The organism is Herbaspirillum sp. YR522, from assembly GCF_000282575.1.
Classification (GTDB): Bacteria; Pseudomonadota; Gammaproteobacteria; order Burkholderiales; family Burkholderiaceae_D; genus Herbaspirillum.
The window spans coordinates 1-16393 of the sequence record NZ_AKJA01000032.1; the positions used below are offsets into that span (position 1 = coordinate 1).

The 16393-nt window shown below is 60.0% G+C and carries 11 protein-coding genes and 1 tRNA gene; all 12 read right to left on the reverse strand.

The window, feature by feature from the left end:
• Nucleotides 1-107 precede the first annotated feature (107 nt).
• The 12 genes from fusA to PMI40_RS05640 all read right to left on the reverse strand — a co-directional run bounded on the left by fusA (nt 108) and on the right by PMI40_RS05640 (nt 16303).
• Nucleotides 108-2213 (reverse strand): elongation factor G, encoded by a 2106-nt coding sequence (gene fusA / locus PMI40_RS05585; protein WP_008113035.1) that lies wholly within the window; start codon nt 2211-2213, stop codon nt 108-110.
• 139 nt (nt 2214-2352) lie between these two features.
• The gene (rpsG, locus tag PMI40_RS05590; protein ID WP_008113038.1) at nt 2353-2823 is read right to left on the reverse strand and encodes a 30S ribosomal protein S7; all 471 of its coding nucleotides are present in this window, start codon (nt 2821-2823) and stop codon (nt 2353-2355) included.
• 144 nt (nt 2824-2967) lie between these two features.
• Nucleotides 2968-3351, reverse strand: a complete 384-nt coding sequence (rpsL, locus tag PMI40_RS05595) for a 30S ribosomal protein S12 (RefSeq protein WP_008113040.1) — start codon at nt 3349-3351, stop codon at nt 2968-2970.
• Nucleotides 3352-3754: 403 nt separating this feature from the next.
• Nucleotides 3755-8005, reverse strand: coding sequence for a DNA-directed RNA polymerase subunit beta' (gene rpoC / locus PMI40_RS05600; RefSeq protein WP_008113043.1), 4251 nt, complete (start codon nt 8003-8005; stop codon nt 3755-3757).
• Nucleotides 8006-8233: 228 nt separating this feature from the next.
• Entirely contained in the window at nt 8234-12337 is a 4104-nt protein-coding gene (rpoB, locus tag PMI40_RS05605) for a DNA-directed RNA polymerase subunit beta (RefSeq protein ID WP_040501715.1), read from the reverse strand.
• Between the two features lie 303 nt (nt 12338-12640).
• Nucleotides 12641-13015, reverse strand: a complete 375-nt coding sequence (rplL, locus tag PMI40_RS05610; RefSeq protein WP_008113046.1) for a 50S ribosomal protein L7/L12 — start codon at nt 13013-13015, stop codon at nt 12641-12643.
• 94 nt (nt 13016-13109) lie between these two features.
• On the reverse strand, nt 13110-13607 hold the full coding sequence (gene rplJ / locus PMI40_RS05615; RefSeq protein ID WP_008113047.1) for a 50S ribosomal protein L10: 498 nt from the start codon (nt 13605-13607) through the stop codon (nt 13110-13112).
• A gap of 322 nt (nt 13608-13929) precedes the next feature.
• A complete protein-coding gene (gene rplA / locus PMI40_RS05620; protein ID WP_008113048.1) occupies nt 13930-14625 on the reverse strand; it encodes a 50S ribosomal protein L1 in 696 nt (231 codons plus the stop codon).
• Nucleotides 14625-15056, reverse strand: coding sequence for a 50S ribosomal protein L11 (gene rplK, locus PMI40_RS05625; protein ID WP_008113049.1), 432 nt, complete (start codon nt 15054-15056; stop codon nt 14625-14627). Before rplK ends, rplA begins: the two co-directional genes overlap by 1 nt.
• A 166-nt stretch (nt 15057-15222) precedes the next feature.
• On the reverse strand, nt 15223-15813 hold the full coding sequence (gene nusG / locus PMI40_RS05630; protein ID WP_008113050.1) for a transcription termination/antitermination protein NusG: 591 nt from the start codon (nt 15811-15813) through the stop codon (nt 15223-15225).
• A gap of 1 nt (nt 15814) precedes the next feature.
• Nucleotides 15815-16195 (reverse strand): preprotein translocase subunit SecE, encoded by a 381-nt coding sequence (gene secE, locus PMI40_RS05635; protein WP_008113051.1) that lies wholly within the window; start codon nt 16193-16195, stop codon nt 15815-15817.
• A gap of 32 nt (nt 16196-16227) precedes the next feature.
• Nucleotides 16228-16303, reverse strand: a tRNA-Trp gene (locus PMI40_RS05640).
• Nucleotides 16304-16393 lie beyond the last annotated feature (90 nt).

Here is a 16393-nt window from a genome sequence, read left to right on the forward strand (position 1 = left end):
ACTTGCCTTTTGCCATTTTAGAATTCCTTCAAGAGAACGTTACGTTCAATGTTTCGATAATCGGTGCCGGCCCACCCCACACGGGATGGGCCGAATTTGATTGCAGCTTACTTGGCCTTGGAAGTGACGATCGCGTCGATCACGTTCTTCGGTGCTTCGGAGTAGTGCTTGAATTCCATCGAGTACGTTGCACGGCCTTGAGTCGCCGAACGCAGCGTGGTCGAGTAACCGAACATTTCCGACAGCGGGACTTCAGCCTTGATGATCTTGCCACCGCCACCGGCGATTTCATCCATGCCTTGCACCATGCCGCGACGCGACGACAGGTCGCCCATCACGGTACCGGCGTAGTCTTCAGGCGTTTCGACTTCCACGGCCATCATCGGCTCGAGGATGACCGGGCTGGCGCGACGGCAGCCGTCCTTAAACGCCATCGAACCGGCCATGCGGAACGCGTTTTCGTTCGAGTCCACATCGTGGTACGAACCGAAGAACAGGGTGACCTTGACGTCAACCACCGGGTAACCGGCCAACACGCCGGTGTTCAGTGTTTCACGCACACCCTTTTCAACTGCAGGGATGAATTCGCGTGGAACGGTACCGCCCTTGATGGCGTCGACGAACTCGAAGCCCTTGCCGGCTTCTTGCGGTTCGATCTTCAGCACCACGTGACCGTACTGACCACGACCACCCGACTGCTTGACGAACTTGCCTTCGGACTCTTCGCAGGTCTTGCGGATGGTTTCGCGGTAGGCAACCTGTGGCTTGCCGACGGTCGCTTCGACGTTGAATTCACGCTTCATGCGGTCGACGATGATGTCCAGGTGCAGCTCGCCCATACCGGCGATGATGGTCTGGCCCGATTCTTCGTCGGTACGCACGCGGAACGACGGATCTTCCGCAGCCAGGCGGTTCAGCGCCAGGCCCATCTTTTCCTGGTCGGCCTTGGTCTTCGGCTCGACGGCCTGCGAGATCACCGGCTCGGGGAAGACCATGCGCTCCAGCACGACCACTGCCTTGTCGTCGCACAGGGTGTCACCAGTGGTGGTGTCCTTCAGGCCCACGACGGCGGCGATGTCGCCTGCCAGCATTTCCTTGATTTCTTCACGTTGGTTGGCGTGCATCTGGACGATACGGCCGATACGTTCCTTCTTCGACTTCACCGAGTTCAACACGGTGTCGCCCGAATTCAGGGTGCCCGAGTAGCAACGGATGAAGCACAGCTGGCCCACGAACGGGTCGGTGGCGATCTTGAATGCCAGCGCCGAGAACTTCTCGGTGTCTTCGGCCTTGCGCACGACCGGCTCTTCATCTTCGTTGGTGCCTGGGACAGGTGGAATATCGACCGGCGAAGGCAGGTACTCGATCACGCCGTCCAGCATCGCTTGCACGCCCTTGTTCTTGAAGGCGGTGCCGCACATCATCGGGACGATTTCGCTGGCGATGGTACGTTGACGAATCGCGCCCTTGATCTCTTCTTCGGTCAGGTCGCCTTCTTCCAGGTACTTGTTCATCAGCTCTTCGGAAGCTTCGGCCGCGGCCTCGACCAGGTTTTCACGCCACTTCTGCGCGTCGGCCTTCAGGTGCTCGGGGATGTCGCGGTAGTCGAACTTCATGCCTTGCGAAGCGTCGTCCCAGTAGATCGCGCGCATCTTGACCAGGTCGATCACGCCTTCGAAGTTTTCTTCTGCGCCGATAGGTACTTGCATCGGGATCGGGTTGGCCTTCAGGCGCGCCCGCATCTGTTCGTAGACCTTGAAGAAGTTGGCACCGGTACGGTCCATCTTGTTGACGAAGGCCAGACGCGGGACCTTGTACTTGTTGGCCTGACGCCACACGGTTTCGGATTGCGGCTGCACGCCACCGACTGCACAGTAGACCATGCAGGCGCCATCCAGAACACGCATCGAGCGCTCGACTTCGATGGTGAAGTCGACGTGACCCGGGGTGTCGATGATGTTGATGTGGTGAGCCGGGAAGTTGTTCGCCATGCCCTTCCAGAAGCAGGTGGTAGCAGCCGAGGTGATGGTGATGCCACGCTCTTGCTCTTGCTCCATCCAGTCCATGGTGGCGGCGCCATCGTGCACTTCACCGATCTTGTGGTTCACGCCTGTGTAGAACAGCACGCGCTCGGTAGTGGTGGTCTTGCCGGCATCGATGTGCGCGGAGATACCGATGTTGCGGTAGCGCTCAATGGGGGTCTTGCGAGCCATGATTTATTCCTAAGTCTTTAATGCACGAAACCGAGCGCTACTTTATTCAAATAAACGCTCGGCTCGAACCAATTTCAGATGGTGACAAGGTCTCTTGATCGATTCAAAAAACCTGGTCCAGTCTTGTAAAAAGCGGTACTTAGAAGCGGAAGTGCGAGAACGCCTTGTTCGCTTCGGCCATACGGTGCACTTCGTCACGCTTCTTCATCGCACCGCCACGGCCTTCGGCGGCTTCCAGCAGCTCGCCACCCAGACGCTGGGGCATCGACTTCTCGCTGCGCTTGTTGGCAGCTTCACGCAACCAACGCATCGACAGGGCCATACGGCGCACTGGACGCACTTCGACCGGCACCTGGTAGTTGGCGCCGCCAACGCGACGCGACTTCACTTCAACCATCGGCTTGCAGTTGCTCAGGGCAGCGGCAAACACTTCCAGCGGGTCCTTGCCCGATTTTTGCTGGATGTGGTCGAAGGCACCGTAGATGATGTTTTCGGCAACCGACTTCTTGCCCGACAGCATCAGCACGTTGACGAACTTGGCAACATCAACGTTACCGAACTTTGGATCTGGCAGGATATCCCGCTTGGGTACTTCACGACGACGTGGCATTTCAATTCCTTTCAATCTTCAGTTGAGTGGGCGAACCGCAGATCTAAACATCGCCTGCACTCGCGGAAAGCCATCATGGCTCCCACTTACTCAGCCCATCCGGGCCGACTCACCTTGCCTGGCTTGCACCGGGTAAGGACAAAATTACTTCTTGGCTGCCTTGGCGCGCTTGGCACCGTACTTCGAGCGAGCTTGCTTACGATCCTTGACGCCCTGGGTATCCAGTGCACCGCGAACCATGTGATAACGCACACCTGGCAAATCCTTTACACGGCCGCCGCGAATCAGCACGACACTGTGTTCTTGCAGGTTGTGGCCTTCACCGCCGATGTACGAAATGACTTCGAAACCGTTGGTCAGACGAACCTTGGCCACCTTACGCAGCGCCGAGTTCGGCTTCTTCGGGGTGGTGGTGTAAACACGGGTGCAAACGCCGCGTTTCTGCGGGCTGTTTTCCAGCGCCGGCGATTTGCTCTTCACGATCGCGGAGACGCGTGGTTTGCGAATCAGTTGATTGATGGTTGGCATCGTTTTAATCCAACAAAGTACAGCATTGAAAACAGGTTCCGGAAACGGTTGCCCGGAACCACGGAAAACTAGGTAGAACACGCGCAAGACGCGCTTCGATTTAAGACCGGAGGGGAAGAACGTCGCGGTGGCGAGACGTCAGACCAAAGAACGCATAAGCCCGGGCGAGCCTAAATTCGAGAACTCGCGAGTATATTCCTGATCCGGCCAAGGGTCAACCGCGAGCATGAATTCGCCAGGCCGCACGGGCTTTTGAGGCTGATTTGCCACGTAAACTTCCTTCCCGACAACTGCCGCTTGCCATGTAAAAAGACGGCGCCGGGGATCAACCCGGCGCCGTCTTGTCAGCCTGACATCGCCTTACCCCGCGCCGACGGCCGCAGCCGCCGGTCCGGGGTGTGACTCAAGCCTCGCCTTCGCTGCTGCCGCCGCCGATGGCTTCGATCGAAGAGATGATTTCCGCTTCTTCGGCCGAGGTGCGGTTGCTGCGCTCGGACTCGAGCAATGCTGCGCGCTCTTCGGCTTCCCACACGTCCTTTTCCTTGCGGGCGCGGTGGTAGGCCAGACCGGTACCGGCCGGGATCAGGCGGCCGACGATCACGTTTTCCTTCAGGCCGCGCAAGCCATCCTTCTTGCCCATGATCGCCGCTTCGGTCAGCACGCGGGTAGTTTCCTGGAACGATGCGGCCGAGATGAACGAGTCGGTCGACAGCGAAGCCTTGGTAATACCCAGCAGCACGTTTTCGTAGGTCGCAGGCAACTTGCCTTCGGCATTGACGCGGTCGTTCTCGTCGAGCAACTCGGAACGCTCGACCTGCTCACCGGTGATGTAGCTGGTGTCACCCGGCTCCACCACTTGCACGCGACGCAACATCTGGCGCACGATCACTTCGATGTGCTTGTCGTTGATCTTCACGCCCTGCAGGCGGTACACGTCCTGCACTTCGTCGACGATGTAGCGTGCCAGCGCTTCGATACCCAGCAGGCGCAGGATGTCTTGCGGATCGGCCGGACCGTCCACGATCATTTCGCCCTTGTTCACCACCTGGCCGTCGTGTACCAGCACCTGCTTGTCCTTGGTGATCAGGAACTCGTGCTTGGTGCCTTCCATGTCGGTGATTTCCAGGCGCTGCTTGCCCTTGGTTTCCTTGCCGAAGGCAACGGTACCGGTGACTTCGGCCAGCATGCCGGCATCCTTGGGCGAACGCGCTTCGAACAGCTCGGCCACACGCGGCAGACCACCGGTGATGTCACGCGTCTTCTGCGATTCGGTCGGGATACGCGCCAGCACTTCACCCACGTGCACTTGCTGGCCGTCCTTGACGGTGATGAGCGCACCCACCTGGAAGCCGATGGTCACGGCGTGCTCGGTGCCGGCGATCTTGACTTCCTCGCCTGCCTCGTTCAACAGCTTGACCTGTGGACGCATCACCTTCGACGACGGGCCACGACGCTTGGCGTCGATCACCACCAGGGTCGACAGACCGGTGACTTCGTCGATCTGCTTGGCCACGGTAGCGCCCTCTTCCACGTTTTCGAACTTCACCGTACCGGAGTACTCGGTGATGATCGGACGGGTCAGCGGGTCCCAGGTTGCCAGGGCCGTACCGGCCTTGATCACCAGGCCATCCTTGACGATCAGGGTGGCGCCGTAAGGCACTTTGTGACGCTCGCGCTCGCGACCCAGGTCATCGGTGATCAGCACTTCGCCGGAACGGGAAATGACGATCTGCTCGTTCTTGCCATTGGTGACGTAGCGCATCGTGGCGGTAAAGCGCACGGTGCCGTTCGACTTGGCCTCGACCGACGACGCCACCGCCGCACGCGATGCCGCACCACCGATGTGGAACGTACGCATGGTCAGCTGGGTACCTGGTTCGCCGATCGACTGCGCCGCGATCACGCCGACGGCTTCGCCGGAGTTGACCAGCTGGCCGCGGCCGAGGTCGCGACCATAGCACTTGCCGCACAGGCCGTAACGGGTGTCGCAGGTCAGCGGGGTGCGGACCTTGACTTCGTCGATGCCCAGGCGTTCGATTTCTTCGACCGTATCTTCATCCATCAGGGTGCCGGCTTCATACAGCGTAGCCTGGTTCTCCGGATTGACGACGTCGGTTGCCACCACGCGACCCAGGATACGGTCACGCAGCGCTTCGATGACTTCACCACCTTCGACCAGCGCCTTCATGACGGCGCCATTGGCGGTGCCGCAATCGTCCTCGATCACCACCAGATCCTGGGTCACATCGACCAGGCGACGGGTCAGGTAACCGGAGTTCGCGGTCTTGAGCGCGGTATCGGCCAGACCCTTGCGGGCACCGTGCGTCGAGATGAAGTACTGCAGAACGTTGAGGCCTTCGCGGAAGTTCGCGGTAATCGGCGTCTCGATGATGGAGCCGTCCGGCTTGGCCATCAGGCCACGCATACCGGCCAGCTGGCGAATCTGGGCAGCCGAACCACGGGCGCCGGAGTCGGCCATCATGTAGATCGCGTTGAACGATTCCTGGGTGGTCTTCTTGCCCTCGCGGGTAACGACGTCTTCCACCTTGAGCTGGTCCATCATGGCCTTGCCGACTTCGTCGCCGGCCTTGCCCCAGATGTCCACCACCTTGTTGTAGCGCTCGCCGGCGGTGACCAGACCCGACGCGTATTGCTGTTCGATCTGCTTGACCTCGGATTCGGCCGCAGCGATCAGGGTCGCCTTTTGTGGCGGCACCAGCATGTCATCCACGCAGATGGAGATACCGGCGCGAGTAGCCAGGCGGAAGCCCGACTGCATCAGCTGGTCGGCAAACACCACGGTGGCGCGCAGGCCGCACTTGCGGAACGACGTGTTGATCAGCTTCGAGATTTCCTTCTTCTTCAGCGCGCGGTTGAGCACCGAGAACGGCAGGCCCTTGGGCAGGATCTCGGACAGGATGGCGCGGCCCACGGTGGTTTCGTAGCGCTTGACGGTACGCACGAATTCGCCGGTGACCGGATCCTTCGGGTGCTCGACGATACGCACGGTCACGCGCGTGGCCAGCTCGACTTCCTTGTTGTCGTAGGCGCGGATGACTTCCGACACGTCCGGGAACAACATGCCTTCGTTCTTGCCGTTGATGGCTTCACGCGTGGCGTAGTACAGGCCCAGCACGATATCCTGGGACGGCACGATGGACGGTTCGCCGTTGGACGGGAACAGGATGTTGTTGGAGGCCAGCATCAGCGTGCGGGCTTCCATCTGTGCCTCGATCGACAGAGGCACGTGGACCGCCATCTGGTCGCCGTCGAAGTCGGCGTTGAACGCGGCGCAGACCAGCGGGTGCAGCTGGATCGCCTTGCCTTCGATCAGGACCGGCTCGAACGCCTGGATACCCAGGCGGTGCAGCGTAGGTGCACGGTTGAGCATGACCGGATGCTCGCGGATGACTTCTTCCAGGATGTCCCACACCACCGGCTCTTGCGCTTCCACCAGTTTCTTGGCGGCCTTGATGGTGGTCGACAGGCCCATCAGTTCGAGCTTGTTGAAGATGAACGGCTTGAACAGTTCCAGCGCCATCAGCTTGGGCAGGCCGCACTGGTGCAGCTTGAGCTGCGGACCCACCACGATGACCGAACGGCCCGAGTAGTCGACGCGCTTGCCCAGCAGGTTCTGACGGAAACGGCCGCCCTTGCCCTTGATCATTTCGGCCAGCGACTTCAGCGGACGCTTGTTGGCGCCCGTCATGGCCTTGCCGCGACGACCGTTGTCCAGCAGCGAGTCGACCGCTTCCTGCAACATGCGCTTCTCGTTGCGGGTAATGATCTCCGGCGCGCGCAATTCCATCAGGCGCTTCAAGCGATTGTTACGGTTGATGACGCGACGGTACAGGTCGTTCAAATCGGAGGTCGCAAAGCGACCGCCGTCCAGCGGGACCAGCGGACGCAATTCCGGCGGCAGCACCGGCAGCACTTCCATGATCATCCAGTCCGGCTTGATGCCCGAACGCTGGAACGCCTCGAGCACCTTCAGGCGCTTGGCGTACTTCTTGATCTTGGCTTCGGACTTCGATTCCTTCAGGTCCTGGCGCAGGGTCTCGGCGTCGCGGTCGATATCGATCGAGCGCAGCAGTTCGCGGATACCTTCGGCGCCCATGAAGGCGATGAAGTCGTCACCGTATTCTTCGTACTTGGCCGCGTAGTCGTCCTCGGACATGATCTGGCACTTCTTGAGCGGAGTCATGCCGGGATCGGTCACGACATAGGCTTCGAAGTACAGCACGCGTTCGATGTCCCGCAGGGTCATGTCCAGGACCATGCCCAGACGCGACGGCAGCGACTTCAGGAACCAGATGTGTGCAGTCGGCGAAGCCAGCTCGATGTGACCCATGCGCTCGCGGCGCACCTTGGCCAGCGTGACTTCGACGCCGCATTTCTCACAGATCACGCCGCGATGCTTCAGGCGCTTGTACTTGCCGCACAGGCACTCGTAGTCCTTGATGGGGCCGAAGATCTTGGCGCAGAACAGGCCGTCGCGCTCAGGCTTGAAAGTACGGTAGTTGATGGTTTCCGGCTTCTTGACTTCGCCGTAGGACCACGAACGGATTTTCTCGGGCGACGCCAGGCCGATCTTGATGGCGTCGAATTGTTCATTTTGCTGAACTTGCTTGAATAGATCGAGCAGTGCTTTCATGTATCACTCCAGGTTGGCGTGAAAAAACTAAATCTTGGGTGGCCGGCTCTGCCTGCTTGACCCTGTTCGCATCGGCGGGAGAGCCAGCGGGGCTGTGAGCTCCGCGGTTCCGCACAATACCGGGACAGGCTTTACCGACCGTACTGCACTAACATTTCCGATTCTCTTGCCCTGCCTCGTCGCACCAGACGACGAGTGGCGCGGCGACGCATGCCGCCGCGCCCGACATCATTCGCGTTCCAGGTCGATGTCGATACCCAGCGAACGGATTTCCTTGACCAGCACGTTGAAGGACTCCGGCATGCCGGCGTCGATCACGTGGTCGCCCTTGACCAGGTTCTCGTACACCTTGGTACGGCCGTTCACGTCGTCCGACTTGACGGTCAGCATTTCCTGCAGCACGTACGACGCACCGTAGGCTTCCAGTGCCCAGACTTCCATTTCGCCGAAACGCTGGCCACCGAACTGTGCCTTGCCACCCAGCGGTTGCTGGGTCACCAGCGAGTACGGACCGGTGGAACGTGCATGCATCTTGTCGTCGACCAGGTGATGCAGCTTCAGGTAGTGCATGTAGCCGACGGTAACGGTGCGCTCGAAGGCTTCGCCGGTACGGCCGTCATACATCGTGACCTGGTTCTTGGACGGCGTCATGCCCAGTTGCTTGGCGATCGGGTCCGGGTAGGCCAGGTCCAGCATGCGACGGGTCTCACTTTCGTGGGCGCCATCGAACACCGGCGTGGCGAACGGCACACCCTTCTTCAGGTTGTTGACCAGTTCGACGATCTCGTCATCGCTGAACGTGTCGAGCTCTTCCTGCTTGCCCGATTCGTTGTAGATCGAGGTCAGGAACTTGCGCAGCTCGGCGACCTTGGCTTGTGCCTGGACCATTTCGCCCAGGCGCAGGCCCAGGCCCTTGGCGGCCCAGCCCAGGTGAACTTCCAGCACCTGGCCCACGTTCATCCGCGATGGCACGCCCAGCGGGTTGAGCACGATGTCGGCTGGCGTACCGTCGGCCATGTGCGGCATGTCCTCGATCGGCAGGATGCGCGATACCACACCCTTGTTACCGTGACGACCGGCCATCTTGTCGCCAGGCTGCAGGCGACGCTTCACGGCCAGGTAGACCTTGACCATCTTCTGCACGCCCGGCGGCAGTTCATCGCCCTGGGTCAGCTTCTTGCGCTTCTCTTCGAAGGCCAGGTCGAACTGGTGGCGCTTCTCGGCGATCGATTCCTTGATCGCTTCGAGGGCATTGGCCAGGTCGTCGTCGGCCGGACGGATGTCGAACCAGTGGTACTTGTCCAGGTCGTCCAGGTAGGCCTTGTCCAGCTTGGCGCCCTTGACCAGCTTCTTCGGGCCGCCATTGGCGACCTTGCCGATCAACAGCTTTTCCAGGCGCTGGAAGGCATCGCCTTCGACGATGCGCAGCTGGTCGTTCAGGTCCAGGCGGTAGCGCTTGAGCTCGTCGTCGATGATCTGCTGGGCGCGCTTGTCGCGCTGGATGCCTTCGCGGGTGAACACCTGCACGTCGATGACGGTGCCGACCATGCCCGATGGCACGCGCAGCGAGGTGTCCTTCACGTCCGAGGCCTTTTCGCCGAAGATCGCGCGCAGCAGCTTTTCTTCAGGCGTGAGCTGGGTCTCGCCCTTTGGCGTGACCTTGCCGACCAGGGTATCGCCGGCTTCGACCTCGGCACCGATGTAGGTGATGCCGGATTCATCCAGGCGTGCCAGTTGGTTCTCGGCCAGGTTGGAGATGTCGCGGGTGATTTCTTCCGCGCCCAGCTTGGTGTCACGCGCCACCACCGACAGCTCTTCGATGTGGATCGAGGTGTAGCGGTCATCTGCCACGACCTTTTCGGAGATCAGGATCGAATCTTCGAAGTTGTAGCCGTTCCACGGCATGAACGCCACCAGCATGTTCTGGCCCAGTGCCAGCTCGCCCAGGTCGGTGGAAGCACCGTCGGCGATGACGTCGTGCTTGGCCACGCGGTCGCCCACCTTGACGATCGGCCGCTGGTTGATGTTGGTGTTCTGGTTCGAACGGGTGTACTTGATCAGGTTGTAGATATCCACACCGACTTCACCGGCTTGCGCCTCGTCGTCGTTGACGCGAATGACCACGCGGCCGGCGTCGACGTAGTCGACCACGCCGCCGCGCAGCGCTTGCACGGTGGTACCCGAGTCGACCGCCACGGTACGTTCGATGCCGGTGCCGACCAGCGGCTTTTCAGGGCGCAGGCAAGGCACGGCCTGGCGCTGCATGTTGGCACCCATCAATGCGCGGTTCGCGTCATCGTGCTCGAGGAACGGAATCAGCGACGCCGCCACCGACACCACCTGGCCGGGGGCCACGTCCATGTACTGCACGCGCTCCGGCGAGACCAGGATGGTTTCGCCTGCTTCACGCGCCGACACCAGTTCATCGGACAGCTTGCCCGCGGTAATGGTGGCGTTGGCCTGGGCGATCACATAGCGACCTTCCTCGATGGCCGACAGGTAATCGATCTGGTTGGTGACCTGGCTGTTCTCGACCTTGCGGTACGGGGTTTCCAGGAAGCCGTATTCGTTCAGGCGGGCATACAGCGCCAGCGAGTTGATCAGGCCGATGTTCGGGCCTTCAGGCGTTTCGATCGGGCACACGCGACCGTAGTGGGTCGGGTGCACGTCTCGCACTTCGAAGCCGGCGCGTTCGCGGGTCAGGCCGCCAGGGCCGAGGGCGGAAACGCGACGCTTGTGCGTGATTTCCGACAGCGGGTTGGTCTGGTCCATGAACTGCGACAACTGGGACGAACCGAAGAACTCGCGGATGGCAGCCGAGATCGGCTTGGAGTTGATCAGGTCGTGCGGCATCAGGTTGTCCGCCTCGGCTTGGCCCAGGCGTTCCTTGACGGCCCGCTCGACACGCACGAGGCCGGCGCGGAACTGGTTTTCGGCCAGTTCGCCCACGCAACGCACGCGGCGGTTACCCAGGTGATCGATGTCATCGACTTCGCCGCGACCGTTACGCAATTCGACCAGGATCTTGATGACGGCCAGGATGTCGTCGTTCGACAGCGTCATGGTGCCGGTCAGCTCGTCACGGCTGACGCGACGGTTGAACTTCATGCGGCCCACGGCCGACAGGTCGTAGCGGTCTTCGCTGTAGAACAGGCCGTTGAACAGCGCTTCCACCGATTCCTCGGTTGGCGGTTCGCCAGGACGCATCATGCGATAGATCGCCACGCGGGCAGCGGTCTGGTCGGCGGTGTCGTCGGTACGCAGCGTCTGCGAGATGTAGCCGCCCTGGTCCAGGTCGTTGGTGTACAGGGTCTGGATGGCGTCGATGTTGGCTTCGCGCAGGCGGGCCAGCAGCTCTTCGGTCAGCTCGTCGTTGGCGCTGGCGATGACTTCGCCGGTGTCGCCGTCGACGATGTTCTTGGCCAGTACGCGGCCCAGCAGGTAGTCTTCAGGCACCGAGATATGCTTGATGCCGGCCGCTTCGATATCACGCACGTGCTTGGCGTTGATACGCTTGTCCTTGGCGACCATCACCTTGCCCGACTTGTCGGTGATGTCGAAGCGCGCGACTTCGCCACGCAGGCGCTCGGAAACGAATTCCAGCTCGGCGCCGTCGGCGTGCAGGTTGAAGTTGTCGAATACGAAGAAATTCGCCAGGATCTGCTCGGACGTCATGCCGATGGCCTTGAGCAGGATCGTGACCGGCATCTTGCGGCGACGGTCGACGCGGAAGAACAGGATATCCTTCGGATCGAATTCGAAGTCCAGCCAGGAGCCGCGGTAGGGAATGATACGGGCCGAGAACAGCAGCTTGCCCGACGAGTGCGTCTTGCCGCGGTCGTGTTCGAAGAACACGCCCGGCGACCGGTGCAGCTGCGACACGATGACGCGCTCGGTACCGTTGATGACGAACGAACCGGTGGTGGTCATCAGGGGCAGTTCGCCCATGTAGACTTCCTGTTCCTTCATTTCCTTGACCACCGGCTTGGTGGGGGACTCGCGGTCCAGGATCACCAGGCGCACCTTGGCGCGCAGGGGCGAGGCAAAGGTCAGGCCCCGCTGTTGGCATTCCTTGACGTCGAACGGAGGCGCACCCAGCACATACGAGAGGAACTCGAGTCGCGCAAAGCCGTTGTGCGACACGATAGGGAAAATCGAGGTGAAAGCAGATTGCAGACCGTCATTCTTGCGGGCCGACGGTAAGGCTTCGGACTGCAGGAACGTCTGATAGGACTCGATCTGAGTCGCCAGCAGGAACGGTACATTGTGGACGTTTGCGCGCTTCGCGAAGGACTTGCGAATACGCTTCTTCTCAGTAAATGAGTAGTGCATGGACATGGACACTCCGTGAGTGACAGGAAGGATAGAGAATTCAAGATTCGATGCACACCCGGCTAGCTGGATCTACGATGTTGCTGCGGATCTGGCGGACCTGGATGATCGACAACTCAAATCTTCAAGTTTCAACCCTTGGTTTTTGCTGCATTCGCGCTTAATATTCCCGGCATCGGGATATTGCAGCAGACCAAACACGAACAAAAATAAGAAACGACAAAGGAGCCAAAGCCGAATCCCTTTTTCAAGGGATTCTGCACTTTGACTCCGGCATACCAACTCGCCTTGGAAGGCAAGTAATTACTTCAGCTCTGCCTTGGCGCCAGCTTCTTCCAGCTTCTTCTTGGCGGCTTCGGCGTCAGCCTTGGCGATACCTTCCTTGACTGGCTTCGGTGCACCGTCAACCAGGTCCTTGGCTTCCTTCAGACCCAGGCCGGTGATTTCACGCACGGCCTTGATGACGCCGACCTTGTTCGCGCCGACTTCAGCCAGCACGACGGTGAATTCGGTTTGCTCTTCAGCAGCAGCAGCAGCACCGCCACCTGCAGGACCGGCGACAGCCATCGCAGCAGCCGACACGCCAAACTTTTCTTCGAATGCCTTGACCAGGTCATTCAGTTCCATCACGGACAGGGCGCCAACGGCTTCCAGGATGTCTTCTTTGCTAATTGCCATTTGAAACTCCTAATTTATTTCGGTAATAACATCAGATTGGTTTTGACGAAGGATCGTCGATGCTGCGGAGCAGGTCGCCAGCGGCGACCGCGCATCACGCGGCTTCGGCTTCCTTCTTGGCTGCCAGGGCAGCCAGGCCACGTGCAAAGCCCGACACCGGCGCCTGCATCATGCCCAGCAACTGGGCCAGCAGAACTTCGCGGGTTGGGATACTTGCCAACGCAGTCACGGCAGCCTTGTCCAGCTGCTTGCCTGCGTAGTTACCTGCCTTCACAACCAGCTTGTCGTTGGTCTTGGCAAAGTCGGCGACGACTTTGGCAGCGGCAACGGCATCTTCCGAGATCGAATAGATCAGCGGACCGGTCAGTTGTGGGGCGAGGTCGGCAAATTGCGTGCCTTCCACGGCGCGACGAGCCAGCGTGTTTTTCAACACGCGCAAGTACACGCCCTGGGCACGCGCTTGTGCGCGCAGTTGTGTCAAGTGACCAACCTGGATGCCACGGTATTCGGCCACGACGACAGTTTGCGCAGTTGCAATCTTTGCGGAAACTTCAGCGACGACGGCCTTCTTGTCATTCAGATTGAGACTCAAGATCAACCTCCAAAAATAGTGCTTCGCGACAACACGGATAAGGATCCGCTTGCGTTACACCGGTTCGAACACGGCGTCCGAGGTTAGGAGTTCATTGCAGCATAGTGCAAAGCGGCAAATGCTGCCTGAGACTACAAAACTTGATCGGGTTCACCATCTGCGTTGGGTCGGTTGCGTGATGCGCCCGGTTTATCGTCAACCGGCATTGCTGCCACCGGTATCGGCCCAACGGTCTTTGATTGCCTGCAGCAGTCAGACTTCAACGGCTGCAGCCCAAAGATGTGCCCCGCGTTCGCCAGGAACACGGGGACTTGATTCTTGCTTAGGCAGTCAGGGAACCCTGATCCACGCGAACGCCGGCGCCCATGGTGGACGACAGTGCGATCTTGCGCAGGTAGACACCCTTGCTGCTGGCCGGCTTGGCCTTGTTCAGTGCATCGATCAGCGCCAACAGGTTGGACTTCAGATCTGCGTCCGAGAACGACTTGCGGCCGATGGTGGCGTGGATGATACCTGCCTTGTCGGTACGGTACTGTACCTGACCGGCCTTGGCGTTCTTGACGGCGGTAGCGACGTCAGGGGTCACGGTGCCGACCTTCGGGTTAGGCATCAGGCCACGTGGGCCCAGGATCTGGCCCAGGGTACCGACGATACGCATGGTGTCTGGCGAAGCGATCACGATGTCGAACGGCATGTCGCCGGCCTTCACGCGCTCTGCCAGGTCTTCCATGCCGACCACATCGGCGCCGGCTGCCTTGGCAGCTTCAGCCTTGTCGCCCGAGGCAAACACGGCCACGCGGACCGACTTGCCGGTACCGGCTGGCAGCACCACGGAACCACGAACCACCTGGTCCGACTTCTTTGCATCAACGCCCAGTTGAACCGACACATCGATCGATTCGTTGAACTTGGCGGTGGCGAATTCCTTGATCAGGGAAACTGCATTGTCAAAAGGATAAGCCTTGGTACGATCGACCTTTTCCTTGAATGCCTTGACGCGCTTGGATACCTTAGCCATTACAGACCCTCCACCGTGATGCCCATCGAACGTGCGGAACCAGCGATGGTGCGCACTGCAGCTTCCAGATCAGCAGCGGTCAAGTCCGGCTTCTTCTGGGTAGCGATCTCTTCCGCTTGCTTGCGGGTGATCGAACCGACCTTGTCGGTATGTGGCTTCGGCGAACCCTTCTGGATGCCGGCTGCCTTCTTGATCAGGATGGTCGCCGGAGGCGTCTTCATCACGAACGTGAAGGACTTGTCGGCAAAGGCGGTGATCACGACCGGAATCGGCAGACCTGGCTCAACACCTTGCGTTTGCGCGTTGAAGGCCTTGCAGAATTCCATGATGTTCAGACCGCGCTGACCCAGCGCCGGACCGATCGGGGGGGATGGATTTGCTTTACCAGCTGGCACTTGCAGCTTGATAAAACCGATGATTTTCTTTGCCATGACGGCTCCTGTATTGAATGAGTTTAGCGCCGGGTCGGGTATCGTGCGATGCCCTACTGTGGCTCCTCGGTTGCCGGATTGACCTGCCGGGCTGCCCCGACCGATGCGCTCCTGCGGGCGCTTGTTTCGTTAGGCCAGGTTCGCGGTGGACCTGCGCCTGGCGTCATCAGACTTTTTCGAGCTGGCCGAATTCGAGATCGACCGGGGTGGCACGACCGAAGATGGTGACCGAGACGCGAACGCGCGATTTCTCGTAGTTCACTTCCTCGACGTTGCCGTTGAAGTCGGTGAACGGGCCTTCCTTGATGCGGATCATCTCGCCCACTTCGTAGAGCACCTTGGGGCGCGGCTTCTCGACGCCTTCTTGCATCTGCTGCATGATCTTGTCGACTTCATGCGGAGGAATCGGCGTAGGCCGGTTCGACTTGCCGCCGATGAAACCGGTGACCTTGCTGGTGTTCTTGACCAGGTGCCAGGTCTCGTCGGTCATTTCCATCTCGACCAGCACGTAGCCAGGGAAGAAACGACGCTCGGTGACCGACTTCTGGCCATTCTTGATATCGACCACTTCTTCGGTCGGCACCAGGATCTGGCCAAACTGGTCTTGCATGCCGGCGCGGGTGATGCGCTCGGTCAGTGCGCGCTGAACGCTTTTTTCCATGCCGGAATATGCATGCACCACGTACCAGCGCTTTTTTCCTGCGCTTGAAACGGCTTGCGCACCAATCGGTGCGCTGTCCTGTGTGCTATCGCTCATATTATTTCCAGCCCAAAATTACGTCGTACAACAGGAATTCCAGCAGCTTGTCTGCTCCCCAGAGGAAGATCGCCATCACCAGCACGAAGGCGAAGACCACTGCGGTGATCTGCATGGCTTCCTTGCGGGTCGGCCAGACGACTTTCTTGGTCTCACGTACCGACTCCTTGGCAAAGCCGACGAAACCGCGGCCTTGGGCTGAAGTCCAGGCAAACGCAATCGCCACCAGCAGACCAGCAACCAGGGCAACGGCGCGCACCGGGGTCGACTGATCGGACAACACAAAAAAACCGACCACACCCGCCACGACCGCAGCGATTGCCAGGGCAATCTTGATCTTGTCGTTGGAAGTGTTGACGGTTTGGACAGGCTGGCTAGACATTGTTTACTTTCGGTACCCTGCACCTGATTAGGTGGCAGGGGCGGAGGGCCTCGAACCCCCGACCTTCGGTTTTGGAGACCGACGCTCTGCCAATTGAGCTACGCCCCTACGAAACGCTTAGACACGAATGCCGCGTAACGAAATCCGTACGCGGCAATCATGCTTTACTACTTGATCTTAGGCGATGATCTTTGCAAC